20 protein-coding genes and 1 tRNA gene are annotated in these 17753 nt (G+C 46.5%); 16 read left to right on the top strand and 5 right to left on the bottom strand.

Annotation, left to right across the window (positions count from 1 at the left end; all coding sequences use genetic code 11):
* Nucleotides 1–76: 76 nt before the first annotated feature.
* The gene (locus NE473_RS14265) at nucleotides 77–1048 is read right to left on the bottom strand and encodes a dihydrodipicolinate synthase family protein (RefSeq protein WP_039891521.1); all 972 of its coding nucleotides are present in this window, start codon (nucleotides 1046–1048) and stop codon (nucleotides 77–79) included.
* 447 nt (nucleotides 1049–1495) lie between these two features.
* Here NE473_RS14265 and NE473_RS14260 point away from each other — a divergent pair, with 447 nt between their 5' ends.
* Both NE473_RS14260 and NE473_RS14255 read left to right on the top strand, forming a co-directional pair.
* Complete coding sequence (locus NE473_RS14260; protein WP_022030253.1) at nucleotides 1496–2491, top strand: LacI family DNA-binding transcriptional regulator; 996 nt, start codon at nucleotides 1496–1498, stop codon at nucleotides 2489–2491.
* 257 nt (nucleotides 2492–2748) lie between these two features.
* Entirely contained in the window at nucleotides 2749–2931 is a 183-nt protein-coding gene (locus NE473_RS14255) for a hypothetical protein (RefSeq protein ID WP_256265297.1), read from the top strand.
* Nucleotides 2932–3093: 162 nt separating this feature from the next.
* Here NE473_RS14255 and NE473_RS14250 read toward each other — a convergent pair whose 3' ends face one another.
* Nucleotides 3094–3444 (bottom strand): helix-turn-helix domain-containing protein, encoded by a 351-nt coding sequence (locus NE473_RS14250; protein WP_256265296.1) that lies wholly within the window; start codon nucleotides 3442–3444, stop codon nucleotides 3094–3096.
* Between the two features lie 175 nt (nucleotides 3445–3619).
* Between NE473_RS14250 and NE473_RS14245 the strand changes: the two genes are divergently transcribed.
* From NE473_RS14245 to NE473_RS14230, 4 genes are all read left to right on the top strand, one after another.
* Nucleotides 3620–3805 carry a hypothetical protein gene (locus NE473_RS14245; protein WP_256265295.1) on the top strand — a complete coding sequence of 62 codons (186 nt, stop codon included), beginning with the start codon at nucleotides 3620–3622 and terminating at the stop codon, nucleotides 3803–3805.
* 16 nt (nucleotides 3806–3821) lie between these two features.
* Nucleotides 3822–4055: a hypothetical protein gene (locus NE473_RS14240; RefSeq protein ID WP_256265294.1), complete on the top strand. Its 234-nt coding sequence runs from the start codon at nucleotides 3822–3824 to the stop codon at nucleotides 4053–4055.
* Between the two features lie 399 nt (nucleotides 4056–4454).
* Nucleotides 4455–5513: a replication initiation factor domain-containing protein gene (locus NE473_RS14235; protein WP_256265293.1), complete on the top strand. Its 1059-nt coding sequence runs from the start codon at nucleotides 4455–4457 to the stop codon at nucleotides 5511–5513.
* Entirely contained in the window at nucleotides 5503–6399 is an 897-nt protein-coding gene (locus tag NE473_RS14230) for a tyrosine-type recombinase/integrase (protein WP_256265292.1), read from the top strand. The genes NE473_RS14235 and NE473_RS14230 overlap by 11 nt, the downstream gene beginning before the upstream one ends.
* A 79-nt stretch (nucleotides 6400–6478) precedes the next feature.
* On the opposite strand, the gene NE473_RS14225 is transcribed toward NE473_RS14230, so the two are convergent.
* The 3 genes from NE473_RS14225 to trmB all read right to left on the bottom strand — a co-directional run bounded on the left by NE473_RS14225 (nucleotide 6479) and on the right by trmB (nucleotide 7545).
* Nucleotides 6479–6551 (bottom strand) — tRNA-Lys (locus tag NE473_RS14225).
* 107 nt (nucleotides 6552–6658) lie between these two features.
* Nucleotides 6659–6811 carry a hypothetical protein gene (locus NE473_RS14220; protein WP_022030252.1) on the bottom strand — a complete coding sequence of 51 codons (153 nt, stop codon included), beginning with the start codon at nucleotides 6809–6811 and terminating at the stop codon, nucleotides 6659–6661.
* A gap of 86 nt (nucleotides 6812–6897) precedes the next feature.
* The gene (gene trmB / locus NE473_RS14215) at nucleotides 6898–7545 is read right to left on the bottom strand and encodes a tRNA (guanosine(46)-N7)-methyltransferase TrmB (RefSeq protein ID WP_055651073.1); all 648 of its coding nucleotides are present in this window, start codon (nucleotides 7543–7545) and stop codon (nucleotides 6898–6900) included.
* 227 nt (nucleotides 7546–7772) lie between these two features.
* Between trmB and NE473_RS14210 the strand changes: the two genes are divergently transcribed.
* The 10 genes from NE473_RS14210 to NE473_RS14165 all read left to right on the top strand — a co-directional run bounded on the left by NE473_RS14210 (nucleotide 7773) and on the right by NE473_RS14165 (nucleotide 17724).
* On the top strand, nucleotides 7773–8753 hold the full coding sequence (locus NE473_RS14210; RefSeq protein ID WP_055651074.1) for an SH3 domain-containing protein: 981 nt from the start codon (nucleotides 7773–7775) through the stop codon (nucleotides 8751–8753).
* 465 nt (nucleotides 8754–9218) lie between these two features.
* The gene (locus NE473_RS14205; protein WP_006773305.1) at nucleotides 9219–9530 is read left to right on the top strand and encodes a hypothetical protein; all 312 of its coding nucleotides are present in this window, start codon (nucleotides 9219–9221) and stop codon (nucleotides 9528–9530) included.
* A gap of 4 nt (nucleotides 9531–9534) precedes the next feature.
* Nucleotides 9535–10584, top strand: coding sequence for a V0D/AC39 family V-type ATPase subunit (locus NE473_RS14200; protein WP_022030249.1), 1050 nt, complete (start codon nucleotides 9535–9537; stop codon nucleotides 10582–10584).
* 15 nt (nucleotides 10585–10599) lie between these two features.
* Complete coding sequence (locus NE473_RS14195; RefSeq protein WP_055650168.1) at nucleotides 10600–12528, top strand: V-type ATP synthase subunit I; 1929 nt, start codon at nucleotides 10600–10602, stop codon at nucleotides 12526–12528.
* A 27-nt stretch (nucleotides 12529–12555) separates the two neighbouring features.
* Nucleotides 12556–12984: an ATP synthase subunit C gene (locus NE473_RS14190; protein WP_055650169.1), complete on the top strand. Its 429-nt coding sequence runs from the start codon at nucleotides 12556–12558 to the stop codon at nucleotides 12982–12984.
* 3 nt (nucleotides 12985–12987) lie between these two features.
* The gene (locus NE473_RS14185; RefSeq protein WP_002605354.1) at nucleotides 12988–13296 is read left to right on the top strand and encodes a V-type ATP synthase subunit F; all 309 of its coding nucleotides are present in this window, start codon (nucleotides 12988–12990) and stop codon (nucleotides 13294–13296) included.
* Between the two features lie 16 nt (nucleotides 13297–13312).
* Entirely contained in the window at nucleotides 13313–13915 is a 603-nt protein-coding gene (locus tag NE473_RS14180) for a V-type ATP synthase subunit E (protein WP_055650170.1), read from the top strand.
* A complete protein-coding gene (locus NE473_RS14175; RefSeq protein WP_006773299.1) occupies nucleotides 13908–15674 on the top strand; it encodes a V-type ATP synthase subunit A in 1767 nt (588 codons plus the stop codon). Before NE473_RS14180 ends, NE473_RS14175 begins: the two co-directional genes overlap by 8 nt.
* 14 nt (nucleotides 15675–15688) lie before the next feature.
* Entirely contained in the window at nucleotides 15689–17092 is a 1404-nt protein-coding gene (locus NE473_RS14170) for a V-type ATP synthase subunit B (protein WP_006773298.1), read from the top strand.
* An 11-nt stretch (nucleotides 17093–17103) separates the two neighbouring features.
* Nucleotides 17104–17724 (top strand): V-type ATP synthase subunit D, encoded by a 621-nt coding sequence (locus tag NE473_RS14165; RefSeq protein WP_006773297.1) that lies wholly within the window; start codon nucleotides 17104–17106, stop codon nucleotides 17722–17724.
* The last annotated feature ends 29 nt before the right edge of the window (nucleotides 17725–17753 follow it).

The raw sequence follows: 17753 nt of genomic DNA, 5'->3' as shown, positions 1-17753 counted from the left end.
GGCGGCACCGGCTGCTTCCGGCGCCGCCTTTCACAATCCTTTCACTTCTCTGAAATTCTCTGTTTTTTGTTACTGATTACTGAAACTGGCTCATGTCCACCTTTTCCATGCCGCTGTTCTTAAGCCCCAGTGCGATCCAGTCTTTTTCCTCCTGGTTCAGCGGAAGCACCGGTTTGCGCATTAAACCGCTGGAGAATATACCTCGCTGTACAAGAGCTTCCTTCAGCCGCGCATGGGCCTCGCCGGATGGCTGACCGCCGCCGTAAATAGCCTGTGAAATATGATAGATCCGGTCGGACCAGTCCTGAGCCTCCTTTAATGTGTGCTTATCCGGATTAGCAAATACCTCGCGGGCCGGGCAGATGATCTCCGGCACGCAGCCTGCAAATCCGATTAAAGCACCATCCATGCCCGGGAACCAACTGACACACAGCGTCTCATCGTGGCATGTAATTAAAGAAATATCCGGGCATTCCTGACGAAGAAGGCGGACGTCGTGTTCATAGATGGAGGTAACGCGTGTTCCCATCTTGATGCATTTTACATGATCGATTTCCCTGCACATCTTAATCAGTGTCTCTACCGGATAAAATGCCTTGCTGGTAGCCGGATAGAGGTGGATGATGATATCGATATCCGCGCCTTCCGCCACATCCTTCACATACTCAAACGGTGCATCCGCATGCATGCCAAAGCGCAGCCACATGTGAGGAGGCATTAACAGGATTCCGTCAGCTCCTGCTTCCTTTGCTTCTTTTGCCATCTCAATGGATTCTATAGTATTTTCACAGTTGACACCGGAGATGATGGTCATAATATCACCGCATTCCTCACTGCAGATCTCAACCACACGCTTCCGCTCCGCACGGGACAGACCTGTAATCTCGCCTGTGTGGCCGTTGCATACCAGCCCCTGGATTCCCTGATTATAGAAAGTCTTCATCCAGCGAAGGTAAGCACGGAACTCCGGTTCATTGATTGTATAGTCGTCATTTAAAGGTACGGATACCGCCGGGAAGATTGTTTTAAAATTTTTTACTTTTGCCATAATTTTATTCTCCTTTTTATTCAATAAGCTTTCTCTGTTTTCTTCATTCTGATTTTCATCTGACATAACTGCCTGCCCTGAACCTGCTTCACCATCGCGCGCTGGTGTTTCGGCTCCGTTTATGCAATCGTTTGTATGTCTGTAGCTCCTTTATACCATACTGCAGGGCGACGGTCAATAGATACGGGCTCACCTGCAATTTATTGCATATGACCTACAAAAATTTGCACAAAGTATAGTTTAATATGTTTCAATCCAATATTTTTGTATATATTTACCCGTTTTTTCAATAAAACAGGCTGATATGTATCAGCACATCTGTTCCCAAATGTTTCTCCTGTAATTCTTTAGCATTTTGCTTGTATTTCGCTTTCATCTGTATTATATTGGTATTATAGGCAAACGATTGTATATGATTTTAAAAAACAAGGAAAAGGATTTGATATTATGGCTACATTAAAAGATGTTGCAAGACTGGCCTGTGTTGACGTAAGCACCGTTTCCCGGGCGCTTAACAATACTTCCTATGTTCATCCGGACACGAAAGCCCGGATCTTCGCGGCCGTAAAGGAATTAAGCTATCAGCCCAACGTTCTGGCCCAGGGGCTGCGGCAGGGCAAGCGCCATACGATCGGGGTCGTAGTACCCCGCCTTCATCTGACGCTGTTTGCCGATATTACCCAGAGCATTGAATCAGAATCCCGAAAACTTGGATATGCAACGCTCATCTGTCACACAGAGGATGATCCGCTGATTGAAAAAGAGTGTCTGAACCGTCTGCGCAATGGTTTCGTGGATGGCATTATCATAGCCGGTACAGGACGCAATGGCCACCTGCTGCGGGATATCCACGCCGGAGGCATCGCAGTGACCCAGATTGTCCGAAAACAGGAAAACAGCATCAGCAGCGTCATCGCCGATTACGATGCCTGCGGCTACGATACTGTCAAATATCTCTATTCCAAAGGCTGTCGGGAAATTGGCCTGATTAACGGCACCACAAGCCTCGCCCCGTACCGGGAACGTTATAACGGCTATCACCGGGCCATGGAAGAGCTTGAACTTACAGAAACCTGTGCCACCTCTCCCATGCCGGGCAACAACTTTGAATACGGGTATCAGTGTACCGAAGATCTTTTGAACCAGAATCCGCATCTGGACGCCATCATGGCAGCCGTGGATATTCAGGGGATGGCCGCGATCCGCGCCCTAAAAGACAGAAAAATCCGCGTTCCGGAGCAGATCCGGCTGGTAAGCTTAACCGGTCACTCCATTGGCGGACTCTTAGAGACAACCATGACATCACTGGAAATTCCCGCCCACGAAATGGGAGAAAAAGCGACACATATGGTCATCGATGAAATCGAAGCGCCTTCCGACAGCAAACCGAGCGTACAGCACCTGGTGTTTTCTGCATCGCTGGTGGAAAGGGAAAGCAGCTGATCCTATATCGTAAAAATAATCCCGTGACACAAACGAGAATCCTGCTGAAAGAATTCTCCGCCTGCGGCGGGCCGCTTCATTGAGGTAATTCCCTGCCGCTTCCGGCAGTTATCTGTAAAACGAAATAAAAGCCCCAACCCCGCAACTCTCTGTCTGCAAAATCGGAACTTTTTCGTGCGCCTTCAGGGACTCGAACCCTGGACAAATAGATTAAGAGTCACTAACTCATATTGAAATTAAAGAAAGGGAGGTTAAATATGGCAAGTTTTAAGAAGAGAACAAAGAGGTTAAATATTAATATTCCTGAATCGTTGTATGACAGTTTAGATAAAGAATCCGTCACTTCAGGAATAACAAAGTCTATGATTGTAGCGTCTTTACTCTTTGCTCATTATCGTGATACAGTAGGCACTTGTCAGGGGAAAGAGGAAGATTTTTAAAGGCTGTAGGCAGAGCCGAAAGCCTTTGAAAATACTCTCTGACCTTGACAAGTTCAAAGTGTCATAATGTGAGAAAGCGACGGAGAGGGGCGGTTTTCCCCTTTCCGTCGCTTGATTACATGAGGACACTCGACAGGCCAGTGCGCTAGAGCGGTAGTCAGTTTATTTATACTGTTTTTTTGATTCGATTTCTTTTATTAAATTTTCCTTTTCTTGTATATCATTTTTTGCAAATATTATTTCTTCTGGTTCGTATTCACTGTTTAACATTGGTTTGATTTCCATATACGTACCATCTTTTCTGTTATTATCAAATGCAATATCATCTATATATTCCATAATATCATCAGGTTGACATTTTAAAAATTCACATATTTTATCAATTATGTCTGATTTTATAACATCACCTTTTGATAGCTTTGCAAGTGTTCCTGATGACATGATTTTAAGTAATTCTGTTTTTTTCATACCACGTCTATTTAATAAGTCAAATAATTTATAATATCTAATCATATTGTTTTCTCCTTTTTTTTAATTATATAGTACAAAAAAATTAGTGTCAATATATAAATATTTACGTTTGTAAATTTTTTATTGACATTTATTTGTGTTCGTGATATTATATTTATAATCTTAAATTAATATTTACGAAAGCGAATTTATTTATTGAGAGAAAGAGGTTGATACTATGAAATACTTAGATAATAGATATGTAAAAGTGCTTAGTTATAAAGATTTCGATATCTGCATTCTTAAGATAAGCTGTCCGAAAAAAGGAGACCGCATAGATTATGCAATTGATGATGAGCGGTTTTCAGGACATTATTTTAGTCTGCTTAATGATGCTGTTAAAGCAATAGATTTGCAATACTAATAATTTAGTGAGGTGTATGATGATTGATTTTAATGAAAAGGAATTTTACAGCTATGTTGACAGATTAAGTAATAGTGAATTGTTGAAAGAAACTATTTCGCTTCGTGATATGTTAGGTGTCCGTTATCTGACTAATTCACCGCTTGTTGATATTCTCGGGGATATGGAAGGAATTTATCTTAATGAATCTTTTGTAAGGTTTGCGTGTGCGGTAGATCGTGGATTGATTCCTGACTGTCTGTTTGGTTGATTTGTGGTTATTGTCTGATTGGTTATGTGGTGATAGAGTGCGGCCCTCTGACCGCTTGGCGGCAGGGGGCGCCCTCCACTACGTATCTGTTATTTATTAATCTAAGGGGGTGCTTCTATGACAAAGTTAGATTTTGAGTTACTTAATTACATTCAGACAATTCAGAAGGAACTGGATTACAGAACAATTGTAGAAAACTTGGCAATCGACCTAATTACTCAATGCAGATTTAGCGATGCTATGAAAGTATTAACTCTTATATAAACACTCTTATTTATATAACGTTTAAAAGTTTATTTTGTGATGCAGTAAAAAAAATTATCCACTTCCGTTTCTTCGGTTGTGGGTTTACCCCCGTAATACGGGGGTAGTAAAACCAGAAAGGAAACAAGGAAACTTATGTTTATTGGCGATTGTGAGACATTGGCAAACGGCCTGTATTTATCGGTCGACTGGCTTTCTTTTACCGTTAAAGACGGAATGTCGTATCTTGATGTTGTATCGTATTTTGGTTTGCGTATGGAGGACTTCCAGACTGGCTTAAACGGACGCTATGGTTATAAATCCCGTATTCAGCATACTATATGTCCTATTCATGTTTTATACGACGGTAACGATGATATGGGGGTTCATGTTGATGTCTCTGGCTCTGCTGTCGGTTATTTCCTGAATTCTTATAAAGAAAAGAAAACCTGTGATATGACTCCTTTCGGTGAACTGTCTTATTCTGTTGAATCCTTTGATTCTACGGTTCTTTCTGATCTTTTAAAGGATATCATGGATAAAGGCCAGTTGACACGGCTAGATCTGGCTGTTGATGATTTTGGCTGTTGTTACTATTCCTTAGATGAACTGACTGATATTTTTAATTCCGGTTTGTATGTTTCAAAGTTTAAAAAATGGAAGCTGAATATAGAAAAAGGCAAAGGGAATACGACGGGACATACAATTTATTTAGGCAGTCGTGCCAGTGAAATTATGTTTCGTATATATGATAAAAAGTTAGAACAGAACTCGAAAAAGGATTGTGATTTCGTTAAAAATCCTTGGGTAAGATGGGAAATAGAATTGCATAAGGAGAGGGCTTGTGCGGTTGCTTTGTATCTTATATCCGGAAATAACCTTTCAAATACAGTAATTGGTATTCTGGCTAATTATTTACGGCTGATCGAGCGTGATAATGAGAGGGATTCCCGTTGTTCGACGTCTGATAAATGGAATGATTTTATCTGTGGTATTAGTAAACTTAGCCTGTATCAGACTGTTTCTGAAAAAACACTGGAAGATAAAAAAGAATGGCTTATAAAGCAGGTTGCACCTACAATTTCAGCTATTTATCGTATTGATGGAGATTTAAGTTTTATCTATGATCTGATTGAAAATGGTTCGTCTCGTATATCTGCTGAATTAAGGCATTTAATACAGCGTGCTTTGGAAGGTGCTTTATATGACGCTTAACGATTGTTTAAATGAATTTCTATTACAAAAAAAATTAGATGGTGTTGCCAAAAATACAGTTCACAATTATAAGGCTACGTTATCGCTTTTTATACGCTTTGTAGGCTCTGATTTGCCCTTGGAATCGCTTTCATATAGTTTAGTGTCGGATTATATACTTAAGCTGTTAGACGGCACTACGTCGAAAGGTACGAATTCATCTTATATTCGCAATATTAAAATATTTCTCCGTTGGGCATATACAGAATATGGACTTTCTTTTAATCCGTTAAAAATTAAAGTCCCAAAGTCTCCAAAGAAGAACGTACATATTTATTCTGATACTGAGATACAGTATATATTTTCACTTGTTGAAACATCGGTTTCATGGATTACAGCCCGTAACCGTGCTATCATTGCCTTGATGCTTGATTCTGGTTTAAGACAAGCTGAGGTTTGTTCATTGCTTAAATGTGATGTTGACAGGGAACGTAATGTTATGAAAGTAACTGGTAAAGGCTCTAAGGATAGAATGGTTCCGCTCGGAAATGTTTCAATACAGTTATTAGATGCTTATCTTAATCAGTGTCCTTTCACTGATTCACCTTATGTATTTTTAGATCGTAGGGGAAATGAGTTATCCGGTAATGCTGTTCGTCTGTTTGTTTATCGTTTGGAACGGAAATTGCCATTTAAATTTTCATCACATAAATTAAGACATAACTTTGCTACTAATTTCTGTATTGATAATATGAAAGAAAAGGGAAATACATGTGTCTACGATTTAAGCATTTTAATGGGTCATGAGAGTATAGAAACTACTAAAAAATACGAACATTTTGCACATGAGTTAATCGCTGTAGAGAATAGTATCTCACACCTCGATAATGCTCTTAAAGCCTTATAAAACAAGGTTTATCTGGTCATAACACGAAATAAAAGCCCCAACCCCGCAACTCTCTGTCTGCAAAATCGGAACTTTTTCGTGCGCCTTCAGGGACTCGAACCCTGGACAAATAGATTAAGAGTCTACTGCTCTACCAACTGAGCTAAAGGCGCTTCTCTTCAGTTTTGTGTGCCTGTCTCGGTGACACGTGTGTTATTATATAACTGCGTTTGACAAAAGTCAACCCCTTTTTTACAAAAAATTTACAGCTCTTTCATAATTATTTATTTTTCTTCTTTTTCGGGGAGGAAGTACCGAGAATTTTGTTCACTTCCACGAAGGATTTCTTCCATTGCAGTGCCTTCTTGTTGAGCTCTGTCTTATCGCTTGTCGCCTGGAGAAGTTTTACGGTTACCTTGTCTTTCATTCCCATATGGACCGCTCCTGTCATATCCTGTTAACGTTATTCTATGACAGGAGGGTCCCGGCGTGCCAGTCCTTTTCTTTAATTCTTTTTCTTTATTCGTTTCTTTTTCGCTCTGCCACCAGCTTGAATATGGCATTTCCTATGGAGGAAAACTTCTCCTCATATTCCGTCATAATATTTCCCCCGGCCATATCGGAATGGTGCAGATCATACGTATACTCTCGTATCTCCCAGCCCGCTGCCGGTATGGACTCCAGGGAATAATCAAACAGTCCCCGGTTGTCCGTCTTAAATTCTACGACGCCATCCGATGCCAGAATCTTATCATACACTTCCATAAACGGTTCCGACGTCAGGCGCCTTTTCGCATGGCGGTCCTTGGGCCACGGATCTGAGAAGTTCAGATAAATTTTCTTTACCTCACCCGGGGCGAAAATCTCGGAAAGCTCTCTCGCATCCACACACATAAAGTAGATATTGGAAAGCTCCATCTCCCGGCGTTTCTGGATGCCTCTCAGGAGGACGCTGCAGTACCGCTCAATGCCAACATAATTGATTTCCGGATTTTTGGCGGCCAGCTCCATAATAAACCGGCCCTTTCCCATGCCTACTTCTATCTCTATTGGATTATCATTCCCAAAGACGCCGTTCCAGCGCCCCTTCTTCTCTTCCGGATTGGAAACCACGTAAGGGCTGTTTGCGATCTCTTCCTCCGAGCCTGGAATATGGCGTAATCTCATATCTATCTCCTCCAGTACCTGTTAATTTTTCGTTCTGATTGTACCATACAATACGATCCGAGCGCAAGTACAGGCCCATTTGACAGAAGGATCATTCTTGTTTTGGGTTATTTTTTACTTTTCTCTTACAAATAAAAAACTTCAAAATAATAGGTGCACAATTAGAGATAATCTAGTATAATATCTGTATATTGGTATACGATCGTTTTTTGCAAAGGAGGAAGCATATGGGAACTACAGACAACAACACCTGGACCAGGATCCAGCAAAGTGTCCGGGAGACGGAACGTCTCATCGGCCAGAAGCAGTATAATCTGGCCATGATCAAATCCCGCCAGACACTGGAATTTATGGTAAACTGCCTTGGAGAAAAGGCTTTGATTGTAGATGGGGATCTGGCAGACAGTATTGACCAGCTGTTCGAAGGGCACTGGATATCACAGGCCACGAAAGACCACTATCACAGAATTCGGGTACTCGGCAACAAAGCTGTTCACGACGGAAATGACAGCCCTTACGATGCGAACGAAGCGTTCCAGCTTCTTTCCCAGGAAGCTACAGCCTTTGCAGATATCTATAGCGGCAGACGCCGCAGTACCACGCCCACCAGGCCGCAGCAGCGCCCGGCCTCAAGATCTTCACAGCCGGCTCAGAGAAGCACCGGCCAGAGGAGCTCGTCTCCCCAGAGAAGCGGCCAGCGAACAGCGCAGAGACCATCTTCGGCGAACCGGAGCAGACGACGCTCAAAGAAAAAAGGATTTGATCCCTACGATCTGTTAAGACCGGCAGTGATCTTCCTGATTATCCTCGTTGTCGTTCTGGCTGCCATGGGGCTCTTTAAGCTGTTTGGCGGTAAGGATGATAAGAAGGAGACAAGCGCTCCGTCCACTTCACCGGAAGTTACCACAGAAGCGACTGCAGCTCCGGAACCGGCTACAGAACCAGAGCCCGCCACGGAAGCGCCTATGATTTATAAGACCACGGCAACACCTAATCTGAATGTCAGAGCCGAACCGTCAACTACCGGCGCTGTGTTAGGAAGGCTTGCCCCTGGTACAGTGGTTGATTTCGTCCAGACTTATGATCAGCAGTGGTCGGTTATTATGTTCGAGGGCAAGCAGGCCTATGTATCCAGCCAGTATCTGGCCGCAGAGGAAGCACCTCAGCCATCAGACGCCGGTACAGAAGCGACAACTGCAGCCCAGTAAGCTCTAAAATACAGAATCACGGTACGATCCATGACTCCGCGGAAAACGAATTATTTACGCGGTGCAGACAGACGTCATATGGCGGCTATGTCTGCACCGCGTTTTTTAATAGTGAAACGTATACTCTCTTCCTTTCTTTTTCTTTCACTGATTGAACCTTCCATGATTACCCAGAAAAGCTGATTTTTGATAATTTTTCATCAAAAAAATGAAATAATATTGAATTTCCATAATTTTTAATGACCTATTTCTAAAATTACTATGGAAAATTTTTAAATTTGTAGTATGATTATAAGTTGAAACTTGTGTATTTGCAGGTTTTATCATAATCAGTCATTCCACTAAGCTCATGAGAGACCTCATTATGCCCGATCATAAGGGATACGCTGAATGGATGTGACAGGAATTGCACGTAAGCGGCCGCAAACGCCCGCCAGGTGCTTATAGGAAAGAGGAGGGCAATATATGGATACTGTGATTGAAAAGATATCCGAGATCGAATCTGCTGCCACCGGGATTATGGAAGATGCCAACGAACGAAAAAAGGCATTTGCCAAAGAAATGGAAGAACGGACGGCAGCTTTTGATGCTCAGCTGGAAGCTGAGACGAATAAACGGATTGAAGAACTACGGGCCAGAATGGAGATCGAGATGAACGAACGTCTCGAGAAACAGCGGAACGATTCCCAGAACGTCCTTCGCGCAATGGAACAACGTTACCAGGAACATCACACAGAATATGTGGAGGAACTATTTAAAAAAATGATAAAGGAGTGATCATATGGGAGGCCTGCTATCCTACAGCGGCATCACCACCAAGGTCCGGGCCATGGAGAGCCATCTGATCACCGACCGCCAGTTTGGCGAGATGTCCACGCTTGAATCTGTATCTGACGCAGTGGAATACTTACGGAGGCTGCCCGCTTACGGCATGATTTTTTCCAATCTGGAGGGAGTCGACTTACACCGGGGTGCCATCGAACAGCGCCTGATACTGTCTCAATACCAGGATTTTGCAAAGCTCTATCGTTTTGCGAATCTCTCGCAGCGCAAATTCCTGGATTTATATTTCATGCACTATGAGATCGATATCCTGAAAAAATGCTTCCGCAATGCTCTGGGCCACCAGAAGCCTGAAATAGACTTATCCGTATTTCAGGAATTTTTTGAGAAGCACTCAAAGCTTGATCTAATAAAGCTGTCTTCATCGGGAAGCGTACAGGAATTTATCTCTAATTTGGACGGGTCGATCTATTACGATTTACTGACCCATTTAGATGATGTGGAACATCCCTCCCTGTTTGATTACGAGATCCATCTGGATCTTCTGTATTTCAAAACCATCTGGAAGGTCAAGGGAAAGTATCTTTCCCGAACAGAACAGAAGCTCCTCACCGACTGCTTCGGCAGCAAACTGGACCTTTTAAATATTCAGTGGATATACCGTTCAAAAAAATACTATAACCTGCAGCCGGCAGACATCTATGCACTGCTCATTCCCATCGAGTTCCATATCAGGAAGGAGCAGATTACAAAACTTGTGGAAGCCGGAACGCTGGATGAGTTCTTCCATGCGCTGCAGACAACCTACTACGGCAGACTGGAAGATATGGATGCCTCGGATCAGACTGAACTGGAAATGCTGGCCGAGGAAGCGCTTAACAAAATTTACAGTGCCACCAGCCGCAAGAATCCGTATTCCATTGCCACACTGAATTCATACCTCTATTTCAAGGAGGAGGAGATTCAGAAGATTATTACCGTCATAGAGAGTATCCGTTACGGCGTCAGCCCGGATGAAATTCTCTCCTATGTGGTAAAGAACCAGTAAAGGGGGTTACTATCCGTGATAGAAAAGATGAAGTTCTTAAGTATCACCGGGCCCAAAGAAGACATCGACCGGGTCATTGACACGTATTTGTCCAAATACGAGATCCATTTGGAAAATGCACTGTCAGAATTAAAGACGGTAAAAGACTTAAGACCATATATTGAGATTAACCCGTACAGGGACACATACCAGCGTGCCGCTGAGCTGGTGGAACTGCTTCCGGCCACAGCGCCGAAGACCACAACCACCGCAGTTTCCATTGAAGAGGCCATCGGCACTATTGAAAAACTGGACGCGACGGTGAAGGAGCTTACGGAAAAAGAAGCCGTGCTCACCGGTGAACGCGATTCCTTACAGGAATCCTTAGACAAGGTAGTTCCCTTTACGGGGCTTAACTACGATTTGAGTTCGATCCTGCATTTTAAATACATTAAATTCAGATTCGGACGCATTTCCCACGAATATTATAAGAAGTTTGAGAGCTACGTCTATGATTCCATCGATACTGTGCTCTACAAATGCCGTGAGGACGAGGAATACGTCTGGGTCGTCTATTTCGTGCCCGAGACCATTTCCAACCAGATTGACGCAATCTACTCCTCCATGCACTTCGAACGTTTCTTCCTTCCGGATGAGTACGAGGGCACGCCGTTAGATGCCATTCACACCCTGGAGGACAAAATCTCCGCGCTGCAGGCGGATATCGACAGCATCCACAGACAGATGGCCGAGGTCCTGGGCAGTCAGCACGATAAGCTTCTGGCCTCCCATGACAAGCTTTCCACTTTCTCCACCAACTTTAACGTCAGGAAGCTGGCGGCGTGCACAAAGCAGAACGTCAACACCTTCTATATCTTGTGCGGCTGGATGAGTGAAAAGGAAGCCAAGGCGTTCCAGAAGGAGATCTCAAACGATGAAAAGACCTTCTGCATCGTGGAGGATGACCACAACAATATCATAAGCAGACCGCCGACAAAGCTTCATAATCCGAAGCTGTTTAAGCCGTTTGAAATGTTTATCCAGATGTACGGCCTTCCGGCCTATAACGAGATCGACCCGACCATACTGATCGGCATCACCTATTCCTTCCTCTTTGGCTTCATGTTCGGAGACGTGGGACAGGGACTCTGTCTCCTTCTCGGAGGCTTTCTGCTTTACCGGTTCAAGAAGATGAATCTGGCGGCTATCATCTCCTGCTGCGGCTTCTTCTCCACCATATTCGGCTTCATGTTCGGCAGCGTGTTCGGCTTCGAGGATATCATCGGCGCTGTATGGCTGCGCCCTATGGAACACATGACGAATCTGCCGTTTATCGGTAAACTGAACACGGTATTTATCGTGGCCGTCTCCATCGGCATGGGGATCATCCTGCTGACCATGGTGCTTAATATCATCAACAGTCTCCGGGATCATGATCCGGAAAAAACATGGTTTGACACCAACGGTGTGGCGGGTCTCGTGTTCTATGCGAGCCTGGTTCTCACAATTGTATTATATATGACGGGCAATCCGGTACCGGCGACCATTCTGTTAGTCATCATGTTTGGGATTCCGCTGCTCATCATGTTTTTCAAGGAACCGCTTACCCATATTCTGGAAAAGAAAGCACAGATCATGCCGACAGGCAAAGGCATGTTTGTGGTTCAGGGATTTTTCGAACTGTTTGAGGTACTGCTCAGCTACTTCTCCAACACGCTTTCCTTCGTCAGAGTAGGCGCTTTCGCAGTGAGCCATGCAGCCATGATGGAGGTTGTTCTCATGCTGTCCGGCGCGGAAGCCGGCAGCCCCAACTGGGCGATCGTCGTACTCGGCAACTTGTTCGTGTGCGGCATGGAGGGCTTAATCGTGGGCATCCAGGTGCTCCGTCTTGAATATTACGAGCTGTTCAGCCGTTTCTACCGAGGAACCGGCCGTGCATTTAAACCATACGGAAAGACAAATTAAATAAAATCGATCAGGAGGTATCTTATTATGTCAACTTTAGTCAAAATAACCTTAGCAGCAGCTTTATTCTTAAGTATCGCAGTTCCTTTCGGCGCATTTGCCATGGGTGAGAAATCCAAAGGCCGTTACAAAAAGGCGCTGGGTGCTAACGCCCTCTTATTCTTCGGCACTCTGATGGTATCCGCAGTCTTTATGTTCTCCGGCAGCGCAGCGGCTGCTGAACCGGCTGCCGCAGCTTCCGGCGTGGCAGGCATGGGATATTTAGCTGCCGCACTTTCCACCGGTCTGGCCTGTATCGGCGGTGGTATCGCCGTATCAGCCGCTGCATCCGCAGCTCTTGGCGCCATCAGCGAAGATGGTTCCATCCTTGGTAAATCACTGATCTTCGTAGGTCTTGCCGAAGGTGTTTGTCTGTACGGTCTGATCATTTCTTTCATGATCTTAGGTAAGTTATAATCGATGAAAATGTATTTAATCAGCGACAACATCGACACCTGGACCGGCATGAGGCTGGCCGGGGTGGAAGGTGCCGTCGTCCATGAAAAGGCTGAGTTAAAACAGGAACTGGATAAAGTCCTGGCCGACAAGGAGATCGGAATTGTTCTACTGACAGAAAAATTCGGACGGGAGTTTCCGGACATCATCGACGATGTAAAGCTGAACCGGAAGCTGCCCCTCATCATAGAAATCCCCGACCGCCATGGTACCGGCCGCAAGCCGAACTTTATCACAGATTATGTAAACGAAGCCATCGGATTAAAACTATAGGAAAGAGGTGGTCATCTTGACAACTGAGGAAAAATTACAGCATTTCCTGGATTTCTGTATGGAAGATGCGAGAAACCGCAGTGCGAAGATGCTCGATGAATATACCGCCGCCCTGGAACAGACCTTTGAAGAGCATCAGGCAGATGCGAGACGGAGAGCCGAACAGCAGGTGGAACTGGAAAGCGAACGAATCGAACATGAGACGAACAAAAAGCTTTCCCTGGAGCAGATTGGCATCAAACGGGAGCTCGGACATAAACAGGAAGAGCTGAAAGACAAAATTTTTGTGGAGCTTAAGGATGTGCTGGAACAGTACATGGAAACTCCCGAATATTCACAGCTTTTGGAGAAGCAGATCCGCCACGCCAGAGAATTTGCCGGAAACGAATTCTTTACGATCTACATTGACCCGGCGGACGAGACGAGACTGAACCGTCTGGCGCTCCACAACAGCGCCGACATCCGCGTGAGTGAGTACTCCTTCGGCGGCGGCACACGGGCCGTCATTCCATCCCGCCATATCCTGATTGACAACTCCTTCCAGACAAAACTGGAGGAGGCAAGACGGGATTTCCGCTTTAACTTAAAGGATCTGGAGGGAGGTATCACCAATGAATAATACTGGCACAATTTCCGGTATCAACGGCCCTGTTATCTATTTAAAGGGCGACCCCGGATTCAAAATGAATGAAATGGTTTACGTCGGCAGGGATAACTTAGTCGGCGAGGTCATCGGTCTCACCTCCGGGCGCACCATCGTCCAGGTATACGAGGAAACCAGCGGATTAAAACCGGGAGAAACGGTTACGGCCTCGGGTTCACCGGTTTCCGTCACACTGGCTCCCGGCATTTTAAACAACATATTCGACGGTATCGAGCGTCCTTTAACCGAGATCGCAAAGACCGGCGGCGCCTATATCGACCGCGGCGTCCATGTGGACTCCCTGGACGGCGAAAAGAAATGGAACACCCACATCACCGTTAAAAAGGGCGACCGTTTATTCCCGGGCTCCATCATCGCAGAGGTTCCCGAGACCCCGGCCATTGTCCACAAGGTCATGATTCCTCCGGACATGGAAGGCTACGTCCTCGATGTTGTTTCCGATGGTTCCTACACGATTCACGATGAAATTCTGACGCTTCAGCTTCCGGATGGTTCGGAGAAGAAGCTTACCATGACACAGAAATGGCCGATTCGAGTACCGAGACCTACCCTTAAGAGATATCCGGCTTCCCGGCCCCTGATCACCGGCCAGCGTATCATCGATACCTTATTCCCGCTGGCAAAGGGCGGCACCGCCTGTATCCCCGGCGGTTTCGGTACCGGCAAGACCATGACCCAGCACCAGATTGCCAAGTGGTCCGACGCCGATATCATCATCTATATCGGATGCGGCGAGCGGGGCAATGAGATGACCCAGGTTCTGGAGGAATTCTCCGAGCTGATCGACCCGCGCTCCGGCAATCCGTTAATGGACCGCACCACGCTGATCGCCAACACCTCCAATATGCCGGTGGCCGCCCGTGAGGCCAGTCTTTACTCCGGCTTAACCCTGGCGGAATACTACCGCGACATGGGCTACAACGTGGCCATCATGGCCGACTCCACCTCGAGATGGGCGGAGGCCTTAAGAGAGCTGTCCGGACGTCTGGAGGAGATGCCTGCCGAGGAAGGATTCCCGGCTTATCTTGCATCCCGCTTATCCGCGTTTTACGAGCGCGCCGGCATGATGCAGAACATGAACGGAACGGAAGGCTCCGTCACCATTATCGGAGCGGTATCCCCGCAGGGCGGCGACTTTTCCGAGCCGGTTACCCAGAACACCAAGCGTTTCGTCCGCTGCTTCTGGGGCCTTGACAGAAACCTGGCAAATGAGCGTCATTTCCCGGCGATCCACTGGCTGAGCAGCTATTCCGAGTATCTGACCGACTTAGCCCCATGGTATGTGGAACATGTGGACAAGAAATTTGTTGATTACAGAAACCGTCTCGTCTTCCTGCTGACACAGGAGAGCAGCCTGATGGAGATCGTCAAGCTGATCGGCGGCGATATGCTTCCCGACGACCAGAAGCTGATCCTGGAGATCGCAAAGGTAATCCGAATCGGTTTCCTGCAGCAGAACGCGTTCCATAAGGACGATACGTGTGTTCCAATGGAAAAGCAGTTTAAAATGATGGATTTAATCCTCTATCTCTATAAAAAGTCACGTTCCCTCGTCTCCATGGGCATGCCGATGTCCGTGCTCAAGGAGGACCCGATTTTCGATAAGATCATCTCCATCAAGTACGATGTACCTAATGACAGACTCGACATGTTTGATGACTACAGGAAGCAGATTGATGCCTTCTATGAATCCGTCATCGAGCGCAACGCATAAGGAGGCGGCATAAAATGGCAATTGAATATTTAGGCTTAAGTGCTATTAACGGCCCCATGGTCGTTTTAGAGGGCGTCCAGGATGCGGCTTTCGATGAGATTGTGGAAATGACTGTAGAGGGACGGGAAAAGAAAATCGGCCGTATCATCGAGGTTTACGAAGACAAGGCGATTATTCAGGTTTTCGAAGGGACGGAAGGCCTGGCTTTAAGAAACGTTCATACCAGACTGACCGGCCGCCCCATGGAGCTGGCGGTGTCTGAGGATATGCTGGGCCGTACCTTCAACGGTGTCGGCGAGCCCATCGACGGACTTGGCGACATCAGCTCCGATATCCGTCTGGACGTCAACGGCAAACCGTTAAATCCGGTTACGAGGGAGTATCCCCGTGACTATATCCGTACCGGTATCTCGGCCATCGACGGCCTTATGACGCTGATCCGCGGCCAGAAGCTGCCGATCTTCTCCGGCAACGGACTTCCCCACGACGATCTGGCGGCCCAGATCGTAAAGCAGGCATCGCTGGGCGACGACGCGCAGTCCAGTGAGAAGTTCGCTGTCGTGTTCGCCGCCATGGGTGTCAAATACGATGTGGCTGACTTCTTCCGCCGTACCTTCGAGGAAAGCGGTGTTTCCGACCACGTGGCCATGTTCATCAACCTGGCCAATGACCCGGTCGTTGAGCGTCTGATCACTCCAAAGGTGGCGCTTACGCTGGCTGAGTATCTGGCATTTGAAAAAGGCATGCATATTCTGGTTATCTTAACGGATATGACCGCTTATGCGGAGGCGCTCCGTGAGGTATCCTCATCCAAGGGTGAAATTCCCTCCCGAAAAGGTTATCCCGGCTACCTCTACAGCGAGCTGGCCGCCATCTATGAGCGCGCCGGCATCGTAAAGGGACGCCACGGCTCCGTGACCCAGATACCGATTCTCACCATGCCCAACGACGATATCACCCACCCGATCCCCGACCTTACGGGATATATTACGGAAGGGCAGATCGTTCTGGACCGGAACTTATACGGCCAGTCCATCTATCCGCCGATCAACGTACTGCCGTCCTTAAGCCGTCTGATGAAGGATGGAATTGGCGAGGGCTTTACGAGAGCAGATCATCAGGGTGTGGCAAACCAGCTGTTCTCCTGTTATGCCAAGGTAGGCGACGCAAGAGCGCTTGCCTCCGTAATTGGTGAAGACGAGCTGTCTCCGATAGACAAAAAATATCTGGTATTCGGCAAGGAATTCGAGCGCCGCTTCGTCGGCCAGGGAAACCATGCCAACCGTAATATCATAGAGACTCTGACCATCGGCTGGGAGCTCTTAGGGCTTCTCCCGAGAGCAGAACTCGACCGTATCGACACCAAGGTACTGGATCAGTACTATAAGCCGACAACCGCAGAAGCTTCCGAAGAATAGGAGGGACGCGTATGGACCCGAATACATTTCCCACAAAGGGTAATTTAATTCTCGCCAAGAGTTCCCTCACGCTGGCCCGCCAGGGATATGAGCTGATGGATAAAAAGCGAAATATCTTAATCAAGGAGCTGATGGGGCTGATCGAGGAGGCCAAGGGGATCCAGTCTGAGATCGACACCACCTTTACAGCGGCCTACAAGGCCCTTCAGAAGGCCAATATTGAGTTAGGCATCAATTACGTGCAGGACATCGCCGCGGCCGTCCCTGTGGACGATACGGTGCGTATCAAGACCCGCAGCATCATGGGCACGGAGATTCCCCTCGTCCAGCACGAGGAACGGCCCTTGAATCTGACGTATGCCTACTACAGCACCAAGGAATCCTTAGACGAGGCCAGATACCACTTTGAAAAGGTGAAGGAGCTTACGGTAAAGCTGTCCATGGTGGAAAATTCCGCATACCGCCTGGCAAACAGCATCAAGCGGACACAGAAGCGCGCCAACGCGCTTAAGAATATCACGATCCCGCGCTACGAGGCGCTGACCAGAAACATCACAAATGCGCTGGAAGAAAAGGACCGCGAGGAATTCACCAGGCTGAAGGTGATTAAGCGAAACAAAACCAGCGCCTGATACACGAAAAAGCATCAGATCCCGTCACA

It is taken from the genome of Hungatella sp. SL.1.14, assembly GCF_024460495.1.
Classification (GTDB): domain Bacteria; phylum Bacillota; class Clostridia; order Lachnospirales; family Lachnospiraceae; genus Hungatella; species Hungatella hathewayi.
This window is presented reverse-complemented; position numbering and strand designations above follow the sequence as displayed.

Coding starts and splice junctions, on each gene's coding strand:
- NE473_RS14265 (WP_039891521.1), bottom strand. CDS start 1,048: ATGGCAAAAGTAAAAAATTTTAAAACAATCTTCCCGGCGGTATCCGTA.
- NE473_RS14260 (WP_022030253.1), top strand. CDS start 1,496: ATGGCTACATTAAAAGATGTTGCAAGACTGGCCTGTGTTGACGTAAGC.
- NE473_RS14255 (WP_256265297.1), top strand. CDS start 2,749: ATGGCAAGTTTTAAGAAGAGAACAAAGAGGTTAAATATTAATATTCCT.
- NE473_RS14250 (WP_256265296.1), bottom strand. CDS start 3,444: ATGATTAGATATTATAAATTATTTGACTTATTAAATAGACGTGGTATG.
- NE473_RS14245 (WP_256265295.1), top strand. CDS start 3,620: ATGAAATACTTAGATAATAGATATGTAAAAGTGCTTAGTTATAAAGAT.
- NE473_RS14240 (WP_256265294.1), top strand. CDS start 3,822: ATGATGATTGATTTTAATGAAAAGGAATTTTACAGCTATGTTGACAGA.
- NE473_RS14235 (WP_256265293.1), top strand. CDS start 4,455: ATGTTTATTGGCGATTGTGAGACATTGGCAAACGGCCTGTATTTATCG.
- NE473_RS14230 (WP_256265292.1), top strand. CDS start 5,503: ATGACGCTTAACGATTGTTTAAATGAATTTCTATTACAAAAAAAATTA.
- NE473_RS14220 (WP_022030252.1), bottom strand. CDS start 6,811: ATGGGAATGAAAGACAAGGTAACCGTAAAACTTCTCCAGGCGACAAGC.
- trmB (WP_055651073.1), bottom strand. CDS start 7,545: ATGAGATTACGCCATATTCCAGGCTCGGAGGAAGAGATCGCAAACAGC.
- NE473_RS14210 (WP_055651074.1), top strand. CDS start 7,773: ATGGGAACTACAGACAACAACACCTGGACCAGGATCCAGCAAAGTGTC.
- NE473_RS14205 (WP_006773305.1), top strand. CDS start 9,219: ATGGATACTGTGATTGAAAAGATATCCGAGATCGAATCTGCTGCCACC.
- NE473_RS14200 (WP_022030249.1), top strand. CDS start 9,535: ATGGGAGGCCTGCTATCCTACAGCGGCATCACCACCAAGGTCCGGGCC.
- NE473_RS14190 (WP_055650169.1), top strand. CDS start 12,556: ATGTCAACTTTAGTCAAAATAACCTTAGCAGCAGCTTTATTCTTAAGT.
- NE473_RS14185 (WP_002605354.1), top strand. CDS start 12,988: ATGAAAATGTATTTAATCAGCGACAACATCGACACCTGGACCGGCATG.
- NE473_RS14175 (WP_006773299.1), top strand. CDS start 13,908: ATGAATAATACTGGCACAATTTCCGGTATCAACGGCCCTGTTATCTAT.
- NE473_RS14170 (WP_006773298.1), top strand. CDS start 15,689: ATGGCAATTGAATATTTAGGCTTAAGTGCTATTAACGGCCCCATGGTC.
- NE473_RS14165 (WP_006773297.1), top strand. CDS start 17,104: ATGGACCCGAATACATTTCCCACAAAGGGTAATTTAATTCTCGCCAAG.